Raw genomic sequence first — 20,039 nt, forward strand, 5'->3', positions numbered from 1 at the left:
TAATTGACATTGTATTTAAAACAATGTTATACTTGTATTGTAATAGTTATATAAAAAAATATAAATTATTTTAATAAAATTATCTATAAAAGGAGGAGCTAATTATGGCTAATAAATATGATGTAGTAATAAAATCAACAGGTATGGGACAAGGGGAACAGGTTCTTGTTGATAATTTAATGAAAGGATTTATCCATACATTAAATCAAAAAGAACACTTACCACAACATATTATATTTTATGGTGAGGGTGTAAAACTGGCAACTAAAGGATCAGATTCTTTAGAGGATTTGACTGAATTAGAACAAAAAGGTGTTAAAATATTATCGTGTGGTATTTGTTTAGATTATTATGACCTAGACGACTTTGTAGAAGTTGGAGGAACTACTACTATGAGTGAAGTAGTTGATATTATTTCACATAGTGAGTTGGTTATTGAGCCATAATAAAATATGAAGCATTGGGGTAAATAATAGGCGAAAAATACCGGTTGACGAATTTTTATAGTTTAAAAATAATTAAGTCATCGTTTTTCCTTATAGTTTACCTCTTTTTATTATTTATTAAGGAGATTAAAGTATGAAACAATTTAAGCCGTTTACCACAACGCTGATAGGTAGTTTACCACGTTCAAAAAAACTATTGGCGTTGAAAGAACAAACATTATTAACGACAAAGTATAATGAAGCGTATAAAGAACAACTTGAAAAGGAAACAGAGCAAGCAATTAAAATGCAAATTGCTGCCGGAATCGATGTTGTAGTCAGCGGAGAGTTAAATCGTGATAACTATATGAGTTATATTGCGGAGAAAGTGGATGGTGTTGCATTGCTTACTATGGAAGAATTGCGTGAATTAGCTGCCAACGTTGGAGAGTTTGACAAGAGTTTGGAAGAAATGGATGCGGCGGATAATACAATGTGCAGTCCTGTTTGTTTTGATAAAATAGATACGGATGTCCCACTTAATTCGGAAGAATTGGAACGTTTGGAACGAATGACAGATAAGATGTTCAAAATGACAATACCGAGTCCATATTTATTAACTCGTTCAATGTGGATGAAGAAAGTTTCAAGCAGAGCCTATTCTAGTCGTAAAGAATTAGGGAAAGATGTAGTAAAATTACTTATAAATGAAGTTCGCAGATTAGTGAGCAAGGGTGTTAAAATTATCCAAATTGATGAACCTATACTATCAGAAGTAGTGTTCACAAGAGATAAAGGGGAGCAGTCATTTTATTGAGGGGCATTATCAGCGAAAGTCAAGGTTGACAAAGAATTAAATTTTGCTCGTGAATTAATACAAGAAGTATTAAACGAAATAAAAAAACATGATGTATTAAGTGCTATACATGTTTGTCGCGGTAACTGGACGTGTGATGAGAGTGTCTTACTGGAGGGTGCATATGATAAATTAGGTAAGTTTTTTGACTCACTGAATGTTGATATGTTAGCTTTAGAGTTTTCTACCCCTCGTGCCGGAGAAGTTGAAAAATTGTTTGCTAATAATTTTTTAGATACAAAAATTATTCTTGGGTATGGTTGTATTAACCCACGTAATGAACGTGTAGAAACACCGGAAGAAATTGTTAGTGCGGTTGAAAAAGTGTTACAATATTTGCCGCCGGAAAATGTTTGGCTTAATCCTGATTGCGGGTTCGCTACATTTTCCAAACGCCCACTTAATCCTTATCCGATTATTGAGGAAAAATTACGTAATATGGTAAAAGCTGCTGAAATATTGCGTGAAAAATATTGTAAATAATAAACATTGTTATATCTAAGAAATATAATTTTTATTATTTTAAATTTTATTATAAATTAATTGATTTTTCTTGACTAAAGGTGCAGGACTTGATATAATGCTTTTTATACAACTTACAGTAGTTGAGCATTAAGTTACAACTCGAGTATAGATTAGGAGGAATCTAATATGTCAATTGGATATTATGGGATGTCGGGGACTTATATACTATACTTCCTACTGATTATGCTTATTCCTTTATGGGCACAGTATAAGGTAACCAGTACGTATAATAGATATAAAAAAGTAAGAACAAAATCAGGTTTAACAGGCAAAGATGTTGCGGAAATTATTATGCAGGCTAACGGTATTACTGATGTTGAAGTAGTACGTGGAGAAGCTGAATTGTCAGATCATTATGATCCAACAAAGAATATTGTTGTGTTATCGCCGGTAGTTTATGCACAACCGACGGTTGCATCTGTCGCTATAGCAGCGCATGAAGTAGGCCATGTTATTCAAGATAAGGTCGCAGATTATAAACCTATGAGATGGCGACACAGCTTAGTTCCATTAGCAAATTTAGGAGGAAATTTATCAGCAATTCTAATTCTTGTTGGATTTTTACTAACAGGGTTAATAGGACAGTTCGGGTACACTATCGCATGGATAGGTGTAGGGTTTATGATGTTTGCGGTGTTGTTCCAAGTGGTAACACTGCCGGTTGAATTCGATGCATCTAAACGTGCTTTAGAACAGGTAGTAGATTTAAATATAGTTGATGACCAAGAACACAGACATTGCCGTAAAGTATTGACAGCAGCAGCCTTAACTTATGTAGCAGCGGCAGTTGTTGCACTGATGGAAATGTTAAGATTTATCTTTATTCTATTAAATAGTAGAGATTAGTATTTAGACGGCTTCGCAATGAAGTCGTTTTTTATGTAATTAAACTAAGATGTATAGTATCAAGTATGAGAATAAACATTAATAAATGAATTATAGATTTTCATTGCTATAAAGAAAATATTGAGATACAATATTAATATATGTAAATTGAAAGGAATAGGGAATATGGCTAAAGTGGAAGTAAAAAAAATAGTAATGGATATGGTTGCTGAAAATTGTTATATTATTTATAAAAATGGACGTGGTTTAATTGTTGATCCCGGTGCCGGATTTGAAAAAATACAAAAGGCGGTGGAAGAATTAGATGTAAAAATAGAGGCAATTATTTTAACACACGCACATTTTGATCATATTGTATCACTTGAGGAATGTCGTAAATATTATAATGTTCCTGTTTATATTTCAAAAGAAGAAAAAGATTGGTTGGAGAATCCTGATTTTAACGGTTCTAATCAGTTTAGACTAAGGGTACCGGTGGTGGCAAAACCTGCGGAACATGAGTTTGAAGAAAATAAAAAATATGAGTTGGCTGGTATGAGTTTTACGGTATTACCAACTCCTGGACATTCACCGGGTGGAGTATCATTTGATTTTGGTAAATTTATTGTCGTTGGCGATGCACTGTTTAGAAATGGCTTTGGGCGTTATGATTTGTATGGTTCTGATTACTACGCACTAAAAAATTCTATAGGTAATGTTTTGTTTAAACTAGATGGGGAGAAAATCGTTTATCCGGGGCATGGAGATGATACGACTATTGCAAGAGAACGAGATTTGAATTTAATAAGATATTAATTGATTTAAAAGGTGAGTGTGGTTAAATGAAATAATAATGTATTGTAAAATAAAAATAACATATAAAAACATTTTAAGAAATAAGTTTAAATAATTCAGAATATAAAGAGGGATGACCTCTTTTTTTTTCTTTAATAAATAACATATAAATGTTATAATAGATAAGTGCAGAAATCGATATAGATATAGTTTTTATTAAAATGCTAATTCTGTGGGAATATAGCAAGTTAGTAATACAAAAGTATCGATTATATTTTTCTTTAAGGAGTATATAATGATTTATGGTATTGGTTGCGATATTGTCGATATAATCAGATTTGAAAAATATATTGATAATGAACAACGTCTAAATAAATTATACACAAAAAAAGAATTGGAAGATTTTTCTAAAATAACAAACTTTCGAAGAAAGTTAGAATTTTTGGCATCTAGGTTTGCAGTAAAAGAAGCAACTTCTAAAGCGCTTGGTGTCGGAATTTCTAAAACTTTTTCATTTCATGATGTTGAGGTACTAAAGGATAATTTTGGGAAACCATATATAAATTATAAAGATTTTATAACGCATGTTACGATAAGTCATACAGAAACAACTGCAATAGCTTTTGTTGTTTTGGAAAAAGAAGTGTAAGATGTTGTAATATGGATAAAAAATCAAGATTAGATGTTCTATTATTTTGAGAATATAATGTTAATAAGATGTTATTAGATAATTTTGTCGAATATTGAGGTGCAAATATGTTATGGAATATTTTTTCATAAATTAAAAAGTACCGGAAATATACTAAAAAATAATATGGAGTTGTAAAATGTACGAAACTATAACAAAAAATTTAGCTGTTAAGTTGGGAATAAAAGATAAATATATTATCAATGTTTTAAACTTATTAGAAGAAGGAAATACAATAGCTTTTATTGCCAGATATAGAAAAGAATTGACAAATTCTTTAGATGAGGTAGCTATAAAACAAATTCAAGATGAATTTAATTATTTAAAATCTTTACAGGAAAGAAAAGAGGAGGTAATTCGTTTAATTGATGAGAAAGGTTTGTTAACTTCTCAATTAAAAGATGATATATTAGCCCAAGAAAAACTTCAAAGAGTTGAAGATTTATATAGACCGTTTAAAGAAAAAAAGAGAACCAAAGCGACGATTGCAAAAGAGAAGGGCTTAGAGCCATTAGCAGAGTATATTATTAAATTACCGAAAGATGATAAAGTTTTAGAAAAAGCGGCGGAAAAATATATTAATGTAGAAAAAGAAGTAAATTCAAAAGAAGAAGCTATTTCTTATGCTTTAGATATTATTGCCGAAAATATTTCGGATAATGCGAAGTATCGTGAATATGTATTGGAAAATACAAAAAAATATGGCAGTGTTGTTTCAACGTTAAAAAAAGACGGAGCTGAAAAAGATGAAAATACAACCTATAAAAATTATTATGATTACAGCGAAAGAGTATCAAAAATAGCTTCTCATAGAATATTAGCATTAAATAGAGCTGAAAAAGAGGGAATTATCAGAGTTGGTATTGAAAATGATAAAGAACGTCTATGCCAATATATTTTAAAAGGAATAGTAAGAAATCGTGAAACTGTTGTTCGCGAATTATTGTTTTATTGTATAGAAGATAGCATGAAAAGGTTAATTTATCCATCTATCGAAAGAGAAATTCGCAGTGAATTAACAAAAATTGCTGAAGAAGATTCCGTAGGTATTTTTTCTGAGAATTTAAAACAACTACTTATGCAAACTCCTTTAAAAAATAAAAAAGTATTGGGTGTGGATCCGGCGTTTAGAACAGGTTGCAAAATGGCAGTTGTTGATGAATATGGAAATTATATTGATAAAATGGTAATTTATCCACATAAGCCTGCAAGCAAAGAAAAACAGGAGCAGGCAAAAAAAGATATAATTAAGTTTATTAACAAACATAATATTAATTTAATAGCTATAGGTAACGGTACAGCTTCAAGGGAAACAGAAAGTTTCGTGGTAGAAACATTAAAAAATAATAACCTAAAAATTGACTATGTAATAGTAAATGAAGCGGGGGCTAGTGTTTATTCAGCCAGCGAAATAGCACGTGAAGAATTTCCGGATTTTAATGTTGAAGAAAGAAGTGCAGTATCAATTGCAAGACGTATTCAAGATCCGTTAAGTGAACTTGTAAAAATAGATCCGAAATCTATTGGGGTAGGACAGTATCAACATGATATTACTCAAAAATATTTGGAAAAAGAATTAGGTTTTGTGGTAGAAACGGCGGTAAATAAAGTTGGTGTTAACGTAAACACCGCTTCGGTATCTTTGTTGTCTTATGTTTCGGGAATAAATAAACAGATTGCGAAAAATATAGTTGAATATCGTAAGGAAAATGGTAAAATAGAAACAATAAAAGAAATTTCTAAAGTACCACGTCTTGGTAAAAAAACTTTTGAACAATGTGTTGGATTTTTCAGAATACCGGACGGTGATAATGTTTTTGATAGAACAGGAATTCACCCGGAAAGTTACAAAATAGCAGAGGATTTGTTAAAAGAACTGGGTGTTAAAACTGATGAAATAGGGACTAAAGAATTTAAAGAAAAAGTAGATAATATTAATATAAAAGTTCTTGCTGAAAAACTAAATGCAGGAGTGGAAACTTTAAAAGATATAATACAGGATCTGAAACGACCGGCACGTGATGAAAGAGAATTATTTGATAAACCACTTTTAAAATCAGATATATTGACAATAGAAGATTTAAAAGTTGGTGTTAAATTAGCAGGTACAATTAGAAATATTACGCAATTTGGTGCTTTTGTCGATGTCGGTTTAAAACAAGATGCTTTAATTCATATTTCAAAAATAAGTAAAAGTTATATAAAAAATCCGTTAGATGTCCTTCACGTTGGGCAAATAGTAGATGTTTTCGTAATAGAAATAGATGCAAAACGTGGACGAGTATCCTTGGCGATGTTTAACGATTAGGAGGGAATGTGTAGCCAATGAATAAACATAAATATTTACCAAGTATAGATAGTTTGAGAGCAATTGCAGTGCTTGCGGTAATTATTTATCATATTGATGTTAACTATTTGCCAGGTGGTTTTTTAGGAGTAGATTTATTTTTCGTCCTTTCCGGTTATTTGATTAGTTCATTAATTATAAAAGAGTATAAAAAAACAGGAACGTTGAATTTGTATAATTTTTATATTCGTCGTGCGAGAAGATTACTGCCGGCAGTTTATTTTATGATAACTGTAGTATTGATAATTATTACTCTATTTAATGGAGTTTTATTAAATAAAAGTCATTTGGATGCAGTGTTTGGATACATTTATACTAGTAACTGGTGGTATATTTTCCACAAGTTAAATTATTTTGATTCTTTCGGTTCGCAAAGTCCATTCAAACACCTTTGGTCACTTGCTATTGAAGAACAGTTTTATATGTTTTTCCCATTAATATTTTTAATATTCAATCGCAAGAAAAAAATAATGATAACAGTTATAAAATAAATAAAAACTTTAAATACATTGTTTTAGGTTTAATAAGTATATCATTAATTGTCCATATACCATTATTTGATATTAATAATGTTAGTCGAATTTACTTTGGAACGGATACTCGTGCTTTTTCGCTTTTAGTTGGGGTAATGGGGGCGATATTATATCCAATGGAAAAATTAAGTGAAAAAGTAACTTTAAAAGAAAATAGATTGTATAGCCTGATTTCATTAATCTCTATTATGTCGCTTATAGCAGTAATGTTATACACTTCTGAATATAATATATGGTTATATCGTGGTGGATTTTTATTAGTCGCTGTACTTTGTTTAGTAGTTATAATTTCTACCGGACGTCAACATACATTTATGTCGAAGATATTGTCGTTTAAACCTATTGTTTTTATTGGAAAGATTTCTTATAGTTTATATTTATGGCATTTTCCGATTTTGGTATTGACAACACCGGTTTCAGAAATAGGAAGCCCTAAAATATTTTATGTTATATTAAGAATTGTTTTAACATTTATTGTAGCGACAGCCAGTTATATGCTGATAGAAACTCCAATAAGAAAATTAGGTTTTGTTAACTTTATAAATCTCTTGTTCAAAAGAATTACAAACTTAAGATTAAAAACACGAAAAATAATAATAACGATGGGAAGTTTAGCGACGCTGATTTTTATAATGGGATTATTTGGCAAAGGTGTTCCGTTCGTCTCGACAGCATTTGTAAAGGAGATGGCTAACACGGGAGAAAGTCAATTTGTGGAAAATAATGAAAACAATACGGGTAATAATCAGCAAGGCAATAATGAGAAACAAGAAGAAAAGCAAGAAAAAGAACAAGGAGAATATACAACACTTATCGTTTTAGGAGATTCTCTTACCGTTGATATCGGTAAAAAAATGAAAGAAAAATATCCGGGAGTTTTAATTAACGGGAAGATAAGTAGACAATTAACTGAAGCTGCTACTGTTGCAAATAGCTATGCAAAATATAATAGTGAAGATACAGCTATAGTATTTCAACTTGGAACAAACGGCCCGTTTACTGAAAGTCAATTAGAAACTTTAATCAAAAAATTTGATAAATCGGATATTTACTTTGTTAATGTAAGAGTACCACGTGCTTGGGAGAAAACTGTAAATACAGAATTAAACAGTATAAAAGAAAAACATCCTAATGTTACAGTAATAGATTGGTATTCTGTGGCAATTCAACACCCCGAATATTTTGAACCTGATAAAGTTCATTTAGTTCAAACCGGAGTAGATGAAATGATATCTTTAATACAGAAAAGTTTTAAAAAACAGATAAATTTAAAATAATACTATAAATGAAAAAACAAAACTACGGAGAATTTCTCTTTGTTTTGTTTTTTACTTAAGAAAATACTTTTGGAGGAAATGTCATGAAAACTCGTTCAAGTGGTGTACTTATGCATATTACATCATTGCCCAATAAGTTAGGAATTGGAACTTTTGGAAAAAGTGCATATGATTTTGTCGATTTTTTAGAAGAAACAGAGCAAACGTATTGGCAAATATTGCCATTAACAACAACAAGTTATGGAGATTCTCCTTATCAATCATTTTCTGCCGTAGCCGGAAATACGAATTTGATTGATTTTGATTTATTGAAAGAGGACGGATTATTAACAAAAGAAGACTATTTTACTGTTAATTTTGGTAATGATTTAGCGGTAGTAGATTATGCGTTACTTTATGAAAAAAGACGACCGATATTGGAAAAAGCGGTGATAAATGCGTTAGAAAATATTAAATATGCAGATGAAATAGAATTATTTAAAAATAATAATGAAAGTTGGTTAGTTGATTATGCTGAGTATATGGCGATAAAAGAACATTTCGGGTATCAAACATTTATTTATTGGGAAAATGATATAAAAAGAGCAAAACCTTGTGTACGTGAACAATATCGTCTGAAATTGGCTGATATAATAGAATATTATACGGTAACACAATATTTTTTCTTTAAACAATGGTTTGAATTAAAAGGATATGCTAATAAAAAAGGTATTAAAATTATAGGTGATATGCCGATTTATGTGTCAGCTGACAGCGTTGAAATGTGGACAAAGCCTGAGTTATTTAAAGTAGATAATAATAATGATCCGCTTTATGTAGCGGGTTGCCCGGCAGATGATTTCAGTTCAGAAGGGCAGCTATGGGGGAATCCGGTCTATAATTGGGAAAAACATAAAGAGCAGAATTTTAGATGGTGGGTATATCGCATTAAGGAAAGTTTTAAATTATATGATGTATTAAGAATAGACCATTTTAAAGGTTTTTCTGATTATTGGCAGGTTGAAAAAGCGGCGATTACAGCTAAAGTAGGTACGTGGGAAGAAGGACCCGGTATTGAGCTGTTTGAAGCGGTAAAAAAACAACTAGGTACTTTACCTATTATTGCGGAAAATTTAGGATTTATAGATTCGAAGGTTGAAAAATTACTGTTGGATTTGGGATACCCCGGTATGAAGGTACTTCAATTTGCGTTTGGCGGAGGGGATAACCTTTATTTACCGCATCATTATACGCAAAACAGTGTTGCGTATACGGGAACGCATGATAATGATGTTGTGAATGGTTGGTATAGCGAACTTGATGATCAAGGGAAGATGTTTGTTAATACTTATCTAGATAGACGAGCAGATGAATCTATAACACAAGCAATGATACGTGGTATTCACTCATCTGCGAGTAACTTGTCAATTATAACAATGCAAGATTTATTGGATAAAGGAGCGGATAGTCGTATGAATATACCGTCAACGGTCGGCGGGAACTGGCAGTGGCGTATGAAAGCTGGAGAGTTAGAGGAAAAACATAAAAATTTTTTAAAAGAAATCACTATATTATACTCACGAGAAAGGGTAACTAATGCAACAAATATTTAGTGAATTGATTTTAATAGGGTGAATAGATAATTAAGCAATAAAGAGGCTTGCATCATAGTGTTCTCCGCTATGTAAAAAACCAAACTGGAAAAAAACTTATTGATAGCTACAGGCAATGTTCATTGATTTGGGAATGTGCTTTAAAGAGCTTTTCCCAAATCTAATGAACCGTGCGTAGTAGCTCAATAAGAGAAGCTTCTTTTCAAGTTAGTCTTCTCATATTTTATATAATTTTATTGTAAAATATATTAAAATGCCGGTGTGGCATGCCCTTTCGGTTTAAGCTCTTTATTGATATAATCTTTTATTTTTTCACTTGCAAGAGCCTTTTTAAGAGCAGTTATTTTTTTGTCATCTTTATTGTCTTCACGTGCAACGATAGAGATAGCAAATGTTAAATCTCCCTCTTTTTCAAGAATAAGACCATTTTTATCAGGAGTTAATCCTAATTTAGAAATATACGTTGGATAGTTAAACACTAAATCTTTTTCATTGTATGCTTCATTTAAGTTTAATAAGCTTACTTTAGTAAATTTGAGATTTTTAGGATTATCTTTAATATCATTTTCCGTCACAGTGAAACTATCGGGATTATTAAGAGTAATTACTTTTGCATGTGCTAATAAACGTAAAGCACGTGCTAAATTAGTAGGATCAGATGGGATAGCAATATCAGCACCATTTTTTAAATCTTTAATGTCTTTTATATTTTTTGAATAAAAAGATACAGTTGCATTATAAATTGGTTGAACTGCTACCAGATGAGCGTTGTTTTTTTGATTGAACTGTTCCATAAATGGTTTATGTTGGAAAAAGTTGGCATCTACTTCTTTATTATTTAATGCTACATTAGCTTGAACATTATCGGATACTTTAACAATTTCAAGATTATAACCTTCTTTTTGAAGATCTTCTTTAATCATCTCCAACATATCCGTCATCGGTGAGGTGTGAGAAGCTACTTTGATAGTAGTTTTTTCTTCTTTGTTATGGCTGTCATTTTTAGTTGAACAAGCTGTTAAGATTAATACTAATGCTAGTAAACTAACAGTAAATGATAGTAATTTTTTCATTAAAATATCTCCTTAATTAGAATATTTTATATATGATTGTATGTTTTATTAATATTTAGAGGAAATTATAAAAATCAATTTATTATAATTGTTATTAAGTATAATTATTGAAAAGTTAGAATGTTTTTATTTTATCGGAATTATAATTAAAACCGGTGTGAACTTTAAAGTATTGATGATAATGTTTTATTTTTCTTTTTTATTCGTAAAGAGTTTTGCCAAGCTATAGCCTATTGATTGAATAATAAATACATAAATAATGAATATAATAACAATCAGATACATAAGATTATAATTATACTCTTGATAACCGTATCTAAAAGCATATTCACCTAATCCGCCGGCACCAATAACTCCCATAACGGTAGTATATGCCAGTAAGCTAATAGTAGTGTATGTAAAAGATAAAATTAAATTATCTATTGTTGCAGGTAATAAAAAGTATCTGATAATTTGTATTCTGGTAGCCCCCATACTAATAGCTCTATCAACGATTTTTTTCGGAACATTAATCAATGCCTGTTCAACAAACCGTGTATAAACACTGATACCTACAAGAGTGAGCGGTAGTATAGCTGCAATATTACCGAATGATGTTTTGAATAAAAATCTGTTAACAGGTATTAAAATAAATATAAATATTAAAAATGGAACACTGCGAAGAGCGTTAAGTAAAATACTGACAATTTCATAAATTATTCTATTTTTTAATAGATAATCTTTGCTAAGCGCAAATAGAATAATACCTAACGGTAATGAAATAATTAAAATTGTAATCATAGAAACTGTCATCATATAGTTAGTTTCCCAAAACGCTTTTGATATTCCGTCGTAGTTTGTTTTAAATAAGCTAATCATTTAATAAAAACTCCTTTACGTAATTATAGTAATTATTATTATAGTCATCATGTTCTTTTTTGTTAGGAGTAATAATATCTCTAATAGTAGAGTTATCAATAATAATAATCTTGTCACAGAAGTTTTTAAGAAGGGATAAACTATGAGAAATCATTATGATAGAAATATCCGTAGTTTTTCTTAATTTGTTAAGAAGAGAGAAAATTTCTTTTTCACTATTCGCATCTAATGCAGAGCTAATTTCGTCACAGAGTAATATTTCCGGTTCTTGAAGAAGAGCCATTGCTATTGCAACTTTCTGTTGTTCACCGCCGCTAAGACGACCGCAAAGACTATTTTTAAGATGAATGATATTCATAAATTCAAGAATGTTATTTATTTTATTTTTATCAACAGGGCTTTTATTAAGTTTATAAATTAAACTTAGATGATAATAAACGGTTTTATTATCAATAAGATTTGAATGTTGAAAGATATAAGCCAAATTTTTTCTCATTTTACGTAATAAAGCCTTATCCAGTGAATTAATTGATATATTTTTATATAAAATTTCTCCGCTGTCATAAGGAACTATCCCATTAATCATTTTTAAGATAGTGCTTTTTCCGGTGCCGTTACGACCTATAATGCCGATGACTTCTTTTTTATTAACATCAAAGGAGATGTTATTTAACTTAAAATTAGCATTTTTGTATTCTTTTGATACATTTTTTAATTGAACTATCATAATTTACCTCCAAAAAAACTATATCATTTTCAGAAAATGTTTTCAAGAAATTTGTACTCTTAAATTAAAATATATCGTTCATATTAATAAAATTAATATAACTAAGTTTATAGAACTGTTATTCTAAAAAAATATGAAACTAGTACAATCCCATCTGTTAATTAAGTAATAACTGTTTAAATTTTGACTAAACAGGAAATGCTTCAAAGATAAGATATTAATCTATAAATATATTGTGTTTTGTAAAATAACATACACAATAATCATGGAAAGTTATAACTAAATTATTTCTTTATTTATTTGAAACAATGGTATATAATTAAGATTATGTTTGAATAAGATACTGCAAAATTGTTATCACAGATATAACAAAAATAGTAGATGAAATTTAATTAGGTTATAATTTTAAAAACTTAAAAAATACTGTTAATTTTAATGATTATGGAGAAAAAACTAATGACTGAAATAAAAGCGATATTTTTTGATATAGATGGAACAATAAGAAGTTTTAAAACAAAAACTATTCCGGAAAACACTAAAAATACATTAAAAAAATTAAAAGAACAAGGTATAAAAATTTTTATTGCAACAGGGAGAGCACCCTTTCATATAAAGTTTTTAGATGAATTATTAGATTTTGAATTTGACGGCTATATTACTATTAATGGGCAGTATTGTTTTTTAAATAATGGAGAAGTGTTAAATAATAATATGTTATCAAAAGAAGATATAAAAAATGTTTTACCTTATTTTAAAAAAAATAATATAGCTTGTGATTTTACTTTATTAGAAGGAGCATTCATAAATTTAAAAAACGAGAGGGTACAGTGGCTTGAAAAAGAATTAGGAGATTCAACTCGTTTTGTAATAGATGAGCATGCTTATGAAAATGCCCTTAAAGAAAAAATTTATCAACTCAATGTTTTTGTAGGAGAAGATGAAGAAGAGGAATTTTTAAAATATATGCCAAATTCAAAATCAGCTCGTTGGACAACTCATTTTACCGATGTTATTCCAAAAGATGGGGGGAAAAATAGAGGAATAGATGCTATTATAAATTATTTTGGAATAAAATTGGAAGAAACCATGTCTTTTGGTGACGGTGGAAATGATATTGATATGATAAAACATGCCGGTATAGGTGTTGCAATGGAAAATGGTCGTGATGATGTAAAAGAAGTTGCAGATTTTATCACAACCAGTGTTGATGACGACGGTATAACTAATGCGTTGAAACATTTTGATATATTATAAAATTTGTAACGGTGGTACAAATTAAAAGTGGTAAAACCTTGAAGATAGAATGTATCTTCAAGGTTTATTTTCAGTTAGTTATCAAATTTTTTTATAAAGTTATTTACAACATCTTTCGACATAAGAACAGAAAGTTTATCTCCGGAAAGGAGAATAGTATCACCTTTTGGAATAATTTCTTTGCCGTTTCGTTCTATATTTGAAATAAGAATATTTTTAGTCCATGGTATTTCGCTGATCTTTTTATTAATCAGATTGCTGTCATTGGTTACTGTGGTAATGATTTCTACTTCCATTTCTTTTTCTATATCTTTTATATCATTTGTTGTAAGAATTCTGTCAAGTAAATACTCATAAACCGGTTTTGTCCCAAGAATATTTGCTGTAAAGTATGCGAATAAGCAACAAAGGGCGATAGGAAGAAAGTAGTTTAATTTTTGTGTCATCTCAAACAAAAGAATAATTGAAGTAATAGGGCTTCTAACGATTGCGGTCAAGTAGCCGGACATTGAAAGAATGATAAACAATGCTGCATATTTTTCATCAAAAAAATTACCGAAAAGAGTTCCGAGAATTGCACCTTGAATAAGAATGGGTAAAAATATACCGCCGGCAACACCGGATGTAAATGAAATCAGGGAGAACAATGTTTTTATAAAGTATAAAATTAATAAAAACATTATACTAAATTTATTTTCTATTAAAAACTCTACCAAACTGTGACCGCTCCCAAGAACTATCGGGTAAAAAATAAAGAGTATAAAAGATACTAAAAAAGCAATTTGCGGTCTAAATACTATACTTAGATTTAATCGTTCATATAGTTTAAATAAAATTTTTATGACAGTATTGTAAAACGTTCCGAAAATTCCCAATAAAATACCGAGTAAGGCAACCCAAGGATAAATACTAACCTCAACGTAAGAAATATCAGGGAATTTGAATATTGCCGTTAAACCGAAAATATACTGCCCGACAATATTAGCTACGACAGCAGCACTGAAGCAACAAATAATAATTTTTTTAGTTATATGTTTATGAACTTCCTCAATAGAAAACAGTACTCCGGCAAGCGGTGCGCCAAAAGCTATGGAAAGCCCTGCACTTGCTCCACAGGTAATAAGATACTTTTCTTTAATATTATTTTTTTTCAAAAATCTTGAAACTAATTTACCGCTCATTGCTCCAAGTTGAATGGACGGACCTTCACGACCTAAAGATAATCCGCCTAAACTGGCAACAAAGCCGCCGGTGATTTTATATATTAAAACTTTTAGAGGGTTTGAGTTAAGTCTACCCGTTATTTCTGCGGAAACTTGTGGTATACCACTACCACTAGCCATAGGTTCACGTTTTAATAAAAAGCCGGAAAAAAGGGCGAGTAAAATTAAAATTCCTAACAAAGAAAATTTAAAAATAAAACTGGTTTTAATGAATTCTGCTGTAAAATGCACAATTTTTTCACTCCACCCTATAAGAAGACGATAACTGGCACCAATCACTCCGGCTACTAATCCGACAATAATTCCATCTAAGAGCAAGGAAGATTCCATTTTAAAATTTTTATTATCTATGTAATTAATTTTATTAATTTTCACAAGGTACTCCCTTCAAAATAAATATATCTACTAAACATTGTACTCTTATTTATAAGAAAAATCAAAATAATTTTTAGCTATAAGTATAATTTATTATAAAAAATATAGAAAGTATGATAGAATATGAATATATTTAATGCAGAAAGGAGAAGAGTTGATGAATGTGTTGTTAATAATAGGTGTTATTTTATTGGCTATTGCACTAGGATTATACGCTTTTTGGTTAAAACTTTTGAAGGGAAAACCGGGAAGAATCGCGGGTGCTGATGTTGAGAAAAAAACATTTGAAGAGGCACTTGTAGTTGATGTTCGCTGGCGAAAAGAGTATGCACGTGGTCATGCTATTAATGCGGTGAGTTTACCAATAAAATTATTTAAAAATGGCAGCGATGTTTTAGATGATTATAAAGATAAGGATATTATTTTATACTGTGTTGTAGATGTTACATCACGTAATACAGAAAAATTATTAATAGAACGTGGTTTTACTAAGCTTCATATTGGGGACGGAATTAAACAATATGACTATGGTACGGCTATATATACAAATACGTTGTTATCTGAATTTAAGTATCGTATTTCGGTTAGCAAAAATTATCAACTTCTCAATTTAGGAGAAGAGATATTAGATGATAAAGAATTTAAAATATTACCTAAAGAAGTAGACAATATTTTGGAAAAAATGGATAAAGAATCGGAAATTTTTGTTTATAGTGAAAATCCTGAACAAAATAAAGAAGTATGTAAAAAATTAGGATTAGCCGGTTATACTATTATAAATTTAGTTGAACCATTTAATATAAAGAAATATAGAGATGCTTTTTATAATAAAAGCGATTATGAAGAAAATCCGGCAGAAGAGATAACTTCTGATTGTGGCTGAGCACCTTCAGATTAAATGATAGGTTATCATTAAAATATATGAGGAACGGGAGTAAGATTAAATTTAAAATTATTGGCTCTGTGTCAAATACGGGGCATGAGAAAAAATAAGGATAAAATGCTAAGCAATGCAGTGTTGCTTGGCATTTTTCAAAACGCCCTTAAAAGAAATATTATTTTTATACTCAGAAACAAATAACCTAGAAACAACTAAAATGCGTAATCTAAAGTTATAAAAGCTATTATAACCATAAGAAACTCTCTTTAAAACCTTTATCTTATTATTAATACCCTCCAAAGAACCATTAGAAATAGAATACCTAACACTATTAAGCATATACTCTTTATCTTTTCTCATAGTATTAATAGCCTTACTAACACCATCAGATAAATCGATAGTAGATTTTTCAATTAATTCTTTAAATTCCAACTCATTTCTATACCTTATTGCATATCTAATATCCTGAACTCTCTCATAGCTAGCCTTAAATATACAATCTAATCCTAATAAATAATCTAAAATATCACGTCTAGTAACTAAACTCCTAAAACTCCTATTAAAGAAAAACCTACCATGAGTAACATTACTTTCATCTTCTAATATTAACTTCCAATTATTTTTTAAAAGAGTATAATTAATACCTTTTTGTTTTTTGTAAATATTCATTAGCTTAACTCTAGTTCTATTAAGTTCTCTATTAACATTTTGAATAATATGAAACCTATCTATAACAATTTCAGCATTAGGAAACTTATTTCTAATCAACTTCATATAAGGAGTATAAATATCAATACAAATAGCCTTAACATTACTTCTAGCCTCTTTAGAAAATCTGGAAAAATAATTATTTAAAATATACTCAGTTCTACCATCAACTATATCAATAATCTCATGAGTTAAAGCATCTAAAAAAATAAAACTCATACCATTTTTACTATCTTTAGTAAACTTTAACTCATCAAAGCATAAATACTCAGGTAAGGTATTATAGTTAAGAATGTCTACATGGGATTTACATTTATAAAGAGTTCTTATAACAGTATTAACCGATACATTATTCATTTTGGCTATTTGTTTAAAAGATAAAGTATCAGCTAAATCACTCATTATAGAAAACTTAACATTTTTAGAAATACTACAGTATTTATCTACAAAAGAAGTAGTAGCTACAAATTTTTTATTACAAGTTTTACACTTGAAACGTTGCTTTCTTAGTTCCAAATAAGCAGGGATACCTGATATTTTTAATAGATTAATTCTAGTAAGTTCATTAAAGCCGTTTTTAACTACAGTATAACCTTTATTAAGACAACCACAGCATTCACACTTCTTGGGTTTATATGTTAAGGTACCTTTGAATACAAAGTACTTTTGATTATTTTTTATAGTTTCGTTATGTGTTTTCTCAATAGTTATATTTTTATCTTTTATTTGTAGTAGGTTTTTAATGAATTCTCCCTCTTTTATTTCTTTTGTTTTTGTGTTAAAATTATTCATGACAGATATCCTTTCATAGTTTATTTTTTTTTGCACTTTAATTATATTGGATATTTGTCTTTTTGTATATTAAAAAACAATACGGGGTATGGATTTTTTTCATGCCCCGTATTTATTATACAACCAAATTATTCCGGTTCTTTTTATTTATCTTGTATAAAAAATTATTTTCTATGTTATAATATAGCTTATAATAAATAAAAAATAAGGAACTATAAAAATGAGAGTTTTACATGTATTAGCACAACTTCCTACAAAAACAGGGAGTGGTGTGTATTTTACAAATGTTATCGATGGATTAAAAAATTTTAATATTACCCAAGCGGCGATTTATGCGACAACGCCGGAATATAATTTTAGTATTTTGGATACTGTATATGAAGTTGAATTTGAGGGGAGTAATCTTGATTTTCCAATAGTAGGAATGAGTGATATAATGCCATATAATAATACTCTTTATAAAAATATGACAGATAAAATGATGAAAAGTTGGCAAACCGAATTTAGAAAAAAGTTAGTGGAAGCCAAAAAAGAGTTTTGTCCTGATGTTATTATAACTCACCATCTTTGGATACTAAGTTCTATTGTTTGTGAAGTGTTTACTGATAGTAAAATAATAGGAGTTTGTCATAATACAGATATTCGTCAAGCGAAAAAAAATCCAAGTTTGAAAGAGAAGTATGTCTTAAATTTGAGTAAATTAGATAAAGTTTTAGTTTTGAGTAATGGAGTTATAGCTGAAATATCAAAAGTCTATAGTTACCCTAAAGAAAATATTATAAATATAGGTGCAGGGTATAACGAAAAAATATTTTATCCATTAGAAAATTATACTCAAAAAGATAAAATAGAGATACTTTATGCCGGTAAATTTGACGAATCAAAAGGTTTTTTTGAACTTATTAAGGCATTTAGAAAATTAGAATTATTAAGAAATGATGTTACATTAGAGTTGATTGGAAATGTAAAAAAGAAGATAAAGCAAAAATTTTTAGTTTGATAGGAAATTCTGACAATATAAAAATATATAATGCAACGGATCAAAAACATCTTGGAGAAATAATGAGAACAAAGGATATTTTTATTTTACCCTCTTATTTTGAAGGGTTAGGACTTATAGCTGTTGAAGCTTTAGGGAGCGGATTAAGAGTAGTTGCAACGGAAATAGAAGGTTTAATAGAATTTTTGGGAGAAAAAATAAATAATTCGGATATTATAGAATATATTGCCATGCCGACAATTTATGATACTGATAAAGCAGTAGAAGAAGAAAAGCCGGCTTTTATAGAAAGAATAGTAGCAGCGTTAAATTTAATGGCAGAAAGAACAAAAAAAGAAAGAAAAATACCCGAATATTTAACAGCGGAAATAGAACGTCACTCATGGAAAAAGAAAATAGAAGAGATTTATAAGCTGCTATTATGATATATAATAGTTGTTATATGTTATAAAAGTATATTTTACTAATAGTCGATATTAAGAATAATATAAAAAAGGAGGGATAATATTTATGATACAATCATTAAAAAATGAAGATGATGCAAAAAAATTGTTGAATTTTTCAGTGAAAATGGCACGTAGTATGCTTTCTTATGGTGCAGAAGTTTATAGGGTAGAGGATACCATTAATAGAATTTATAAATCATTTGATAATATAAAAGCGGCTAATACACTAGTTACTTATAATTTTGTAATAGTGTCATTTGTTTATAATGATATAAATTATACTACAATGAGAAGAATAATTTTAGGAAATAGAAATTTGGAAAAAATATCATTAATAAATGATCTTTCTAGGAAGATTGTTACAGAAGGATGGTCAATAGATTATTCTTATAAAAAACTTAGAGAAATAAAAGTAACTAAAGAATATAATCCGTGGTTAGTAATATTTTTATTGGCGTTATCGGGACCATTTTTTTCAATAATGTTCGGTGGAACATTTAAAGATAGTATTTACTCGTTTTTAATAATGGGAATAGAAGGTGCTTTTTTATCATTTGCGACAAAATATAAATTAATGGATCTTATGCAGAATTTTTTCGGAGCATTGCTGGTAACTGTTTTAGTAGAAGTTTCAACAAATTTTTTTACAATTTATAACCCATCTTCTATTGTTATAGCGGGAATAATGCCGTTAGTTCCCGGGGTGCAAATAACAAACTGTGTAAGAGATTTTATGGCAGGCGATTATATATCAGGAATGATAGGGGTACAATCGGCAGTATTTACATCAATTGCCATAGCACTTGGAGTAATATTAGGACTTAAAATAGTTTAGGAGTT

General features: G+C 29.4%; 17 protein-coding genes and 1 pseudogene. 13 read left to right on the top strand and 5 right to left on the bottom strand.

Annotated features, from left to right (window positions below; all coding sequences use genetic code 11):
- Positions 1-104: 104 nt before the first annotated feature.
- The 8 genes and pseudogenes from yedF to malQ all read left to right on the top strand — a co-directional run bounded on the left by yedF (position 105) and on the right by malQ (position 9,863).
- Positions 105-446, top strand: a complete 342-nt coding sequence (gene yedF / locus AXE85_RS02540) for a sulfurtransferase-like selenium metabolism protein YedF (protein ID WP_062173005.1) — start codon at positions 105-107, stop codon at positions 444-446.
- A gap of 133 nt (positions 447-579) precedes the next feature.
- Complete coding sequence (locus tag AXE85_RS08825) at positions 580-1,764, top strand: cobalamin-independent methionine synthase II family protein (RefSeq protein ID WP_265736671.1); 1,185 nt, start codon at positions 580-582, stop codon at positions 1,762-1,764.
- 189 nt (positions 1,765-1,953) lie between these two features.
- A complete protein-coding gene (locus tag AXE85_RS02555; protein ID WP_062174681.1) occupies positions 1,954-2,652 on the top strand; it encodes a zinc metallopeptidase in 699 nt (232 codons plus the stop codon).
- 165 nt (positions 2,653-2,817) lie between these two features.
- Positions 2,818-3,447 carry an MBL fold metallo-hydrolase gene (locus tag AXE85_RS02560; RefSeq protein WP_062173008.1) on the top strand — a complete coding sequence of 210 codons (630 nt, stop codon included), beginning with the start codon at positions 2,818-2,820 and terminating at the stop codon, positions 3,445-3,447.
- A 274-nt stretch (positions 3,448-3,721) separates the two neighbouring features.
- The gene (gene acpS / locus AXE85_RS02565) at positions 3,722-4,075 is read left to right on the top strand and encodes a holo-ACP synthase (RefSeq protein ID WP_062173009.1); all 354 of its coding nucleotides are present in this window, start codon (positions 3,722-3,724) and stop codon (positions 4,073-4,075) included.
- 178 nt (positions 4,076-4,253) lie between these two features.
- On the top strand, positions 4,254-6,422 hold the full coding sequence (locus tag AXE85_RS02570) for a Tex family protein (protein ID WP_062173010.1): 2,169 nt from the start codon (positions 4,254-4,256) through the stop codon (positions 6,420-6,422).
- Between the two features lie 17 nt (positions 6,423-6,439).
- Positions 6,440-8,271 (top strand): annotated as a pseudogene (locus tag AXE85_RS02575) (acyltransferase family protein).
- An 83-nt stretch (positions 8,272-8,354) separates the two neighbouring features.
- Positions 8,355-9,863 (top strand): 4-alpha-glucanotransferase, encoded by a 1,509-nt coding sequence (gene malQ / locus AXE85_RS02580; RefSeq protein WP_062173011.1) that lies wholly within the window; start codon positions 8,355-8,357, stop codon positions 9,861-9,863.
- A gap of 248 nt (positions 9,864-10,111) precedes the next feature.
- On the opposite strand, the gene AXE85_RS02585 is transcribed toward malQ, so the two are convergent.
- The 3 genes from AXE85_RS02585 to AXE85_RS02595 form a co-directional block, all read right to left on the bottom strand.
- Positions 10,112-10,936 carry a MetQ/NlpA family ABC transporter substrate-binding protein gene (locus AXE85_RS02585; protein ID WP_062173012.1) on the bottom strand — a complete coding sequence of 275 codons (825 nt, stop codon included), beginning with the start codon at positions 10,934-10,936 and terminating at the stop codon, positions 10,112-10,114.
- A gap of 186 nt (positions 10,937-11,122) precedes the next feature.
- Positions 11,123-11,794, bottom strand: coding sequence for a methionine ABC transporter permease (locus AXE85_RS02590; protein WP_062173013.1), 672 nt, complete (start codon positions 11,792-11,794; stop codon positions 11,123-11,125).
- Positions 11,787-12,521, bottom strand: coding sequence for an ATP-binding cassette domain-containing protein (locus AXE85_RS02595; RefSeq protein ID WP_062173014.1), 735 nt, complete (start codon positions 12,519-12,521; stop codon positions 11,787-11,789). The genes AXE85_RS02590 and AXE85_RS02595 overlap by 8 nt, the downstream gene beginning before the upstream one ends.
- A 456-nt stretch (positions 12,522-12,977) precedes the next feature.
- On the opposite strand from AXE85_RS02595, the gene AXE85_RS02600 reads away from it, so the two are divergent.
- On the top strand, positions 12,978-13,775 hold the full coding sequence (locus AXE85_RS02600) for a Cof-type HAD-IIB family hydrolase (protein ID WP_062173015.1): 798 nt from the start codon (positions 12,978-12,980) through the stop codon (positions 13,773-13,775).
- A gap of 74 nt (positions 13,776-13,849) precedes the next feature.
- Here the strand turns inward: AXE85_RS02600 and AXE85_RS02605 are convergent, their stop codons facing one another.
- Positions 13,850-15,373, bottom strand: a complete 1,524-nt coding sequence (locus AXE85_RS02605) for a ClC family H(+)/Cl(-) exchange transporter (RefSeq protein ID WP_062173016.1) — start codon at positions 15,371-15,373, stop codon at positions 13,850-13,852.
- A gap of 157 nt (positions 15,374-15,530) precedes the next feature.
- On the opposite strand from AXE85_RS02605, the gene AXE85_RS02610 reads away from it, so the two are divergent.
- Positions 15,531-16,256: a rhodanese-like domain-containing protein gene (locus tag AXE85_RS02610; RefSeq protein ID WP_062173017.1), complete on the top strand. Its 726-nt coding sequence runs from the start codon at positions 15,531-15,533 to the stop codon at positions 16,254-16,256.
- 120 nt (positions 16,257-16,376) lie between these two features.
- Here the strand turns inward: AXE85_RS02610 and AXE85_RS02615 are convergent, their stop codons facing one another.
- Entirely contained in the window at positions 16,377-17,753 is a 1,377-nt protein-coding gene (locus AXE85_RS02615; protein WP_062171995.1) for an ISL3 family transposase, read from the bottom strand.
- Positions 17,754-17,973: 220 nt separating this feature from the next.
- Here AXE85_RS02615 and AXE85_RS08580 point away from each other — a divergent pair, with 220 nt between their 5' ends.
- The 3 genes from AXE85_RS08580 (at position 17,974) to AXE85_RS02625 (ending at position 20,034) form a co-directional block, all read left to right on the top strand.
- Positions 17,974-18,753: a glycosyltransferase family protein gene (locus AXE85_RS08580; protein WP_231723798.1), complete on the top strand. Its 780-nt coding sequence runs from the start codon at positions 17,974-17,976 to the stop codon at positions 18,751-18,753.
- The gene (locus AXE85_RS08585) at positions 18,750-19,178 is read left to right on the top strand and encodes a glycosyltransferase (RefSeq protein WP_231723799.1); all 429 of its coding nucleotides are present in this window, start codon (positions 18,750-18,752) and stop codon (positions 19,176-19,178) included. The genes AXE85_RS08580 and AXE85_RS08585 overlap by 4 nt, the downstream gene beginning before the upstream one ends.
- A gap of 85 nt (positions 19,179-19,263) precedes the next feature.
- On the top strand, positions 19,264-20,034 hold the full coding sequence (locus AXE85_RS02625; protein WP_062173018.1) for a threonine/serine exporter family protein: 771 nt from the start codon (positions 19,264-19,266) through the stop codon (positions 20,032-20,034).
- Positions 20,035-20,039 lie beyond the last annotated feature (5 nt).

The sequence above is a fragment of the Gemella sp. oral taxon 928 genome (genome assembly GCF_001553915.1).
Taxonomy (GTDB): domain Bacteria; phylum Bacillota; class Bacilli; order Staphylococcales; family Gemellaceae; genus Gemella; species Gemella massiliensis.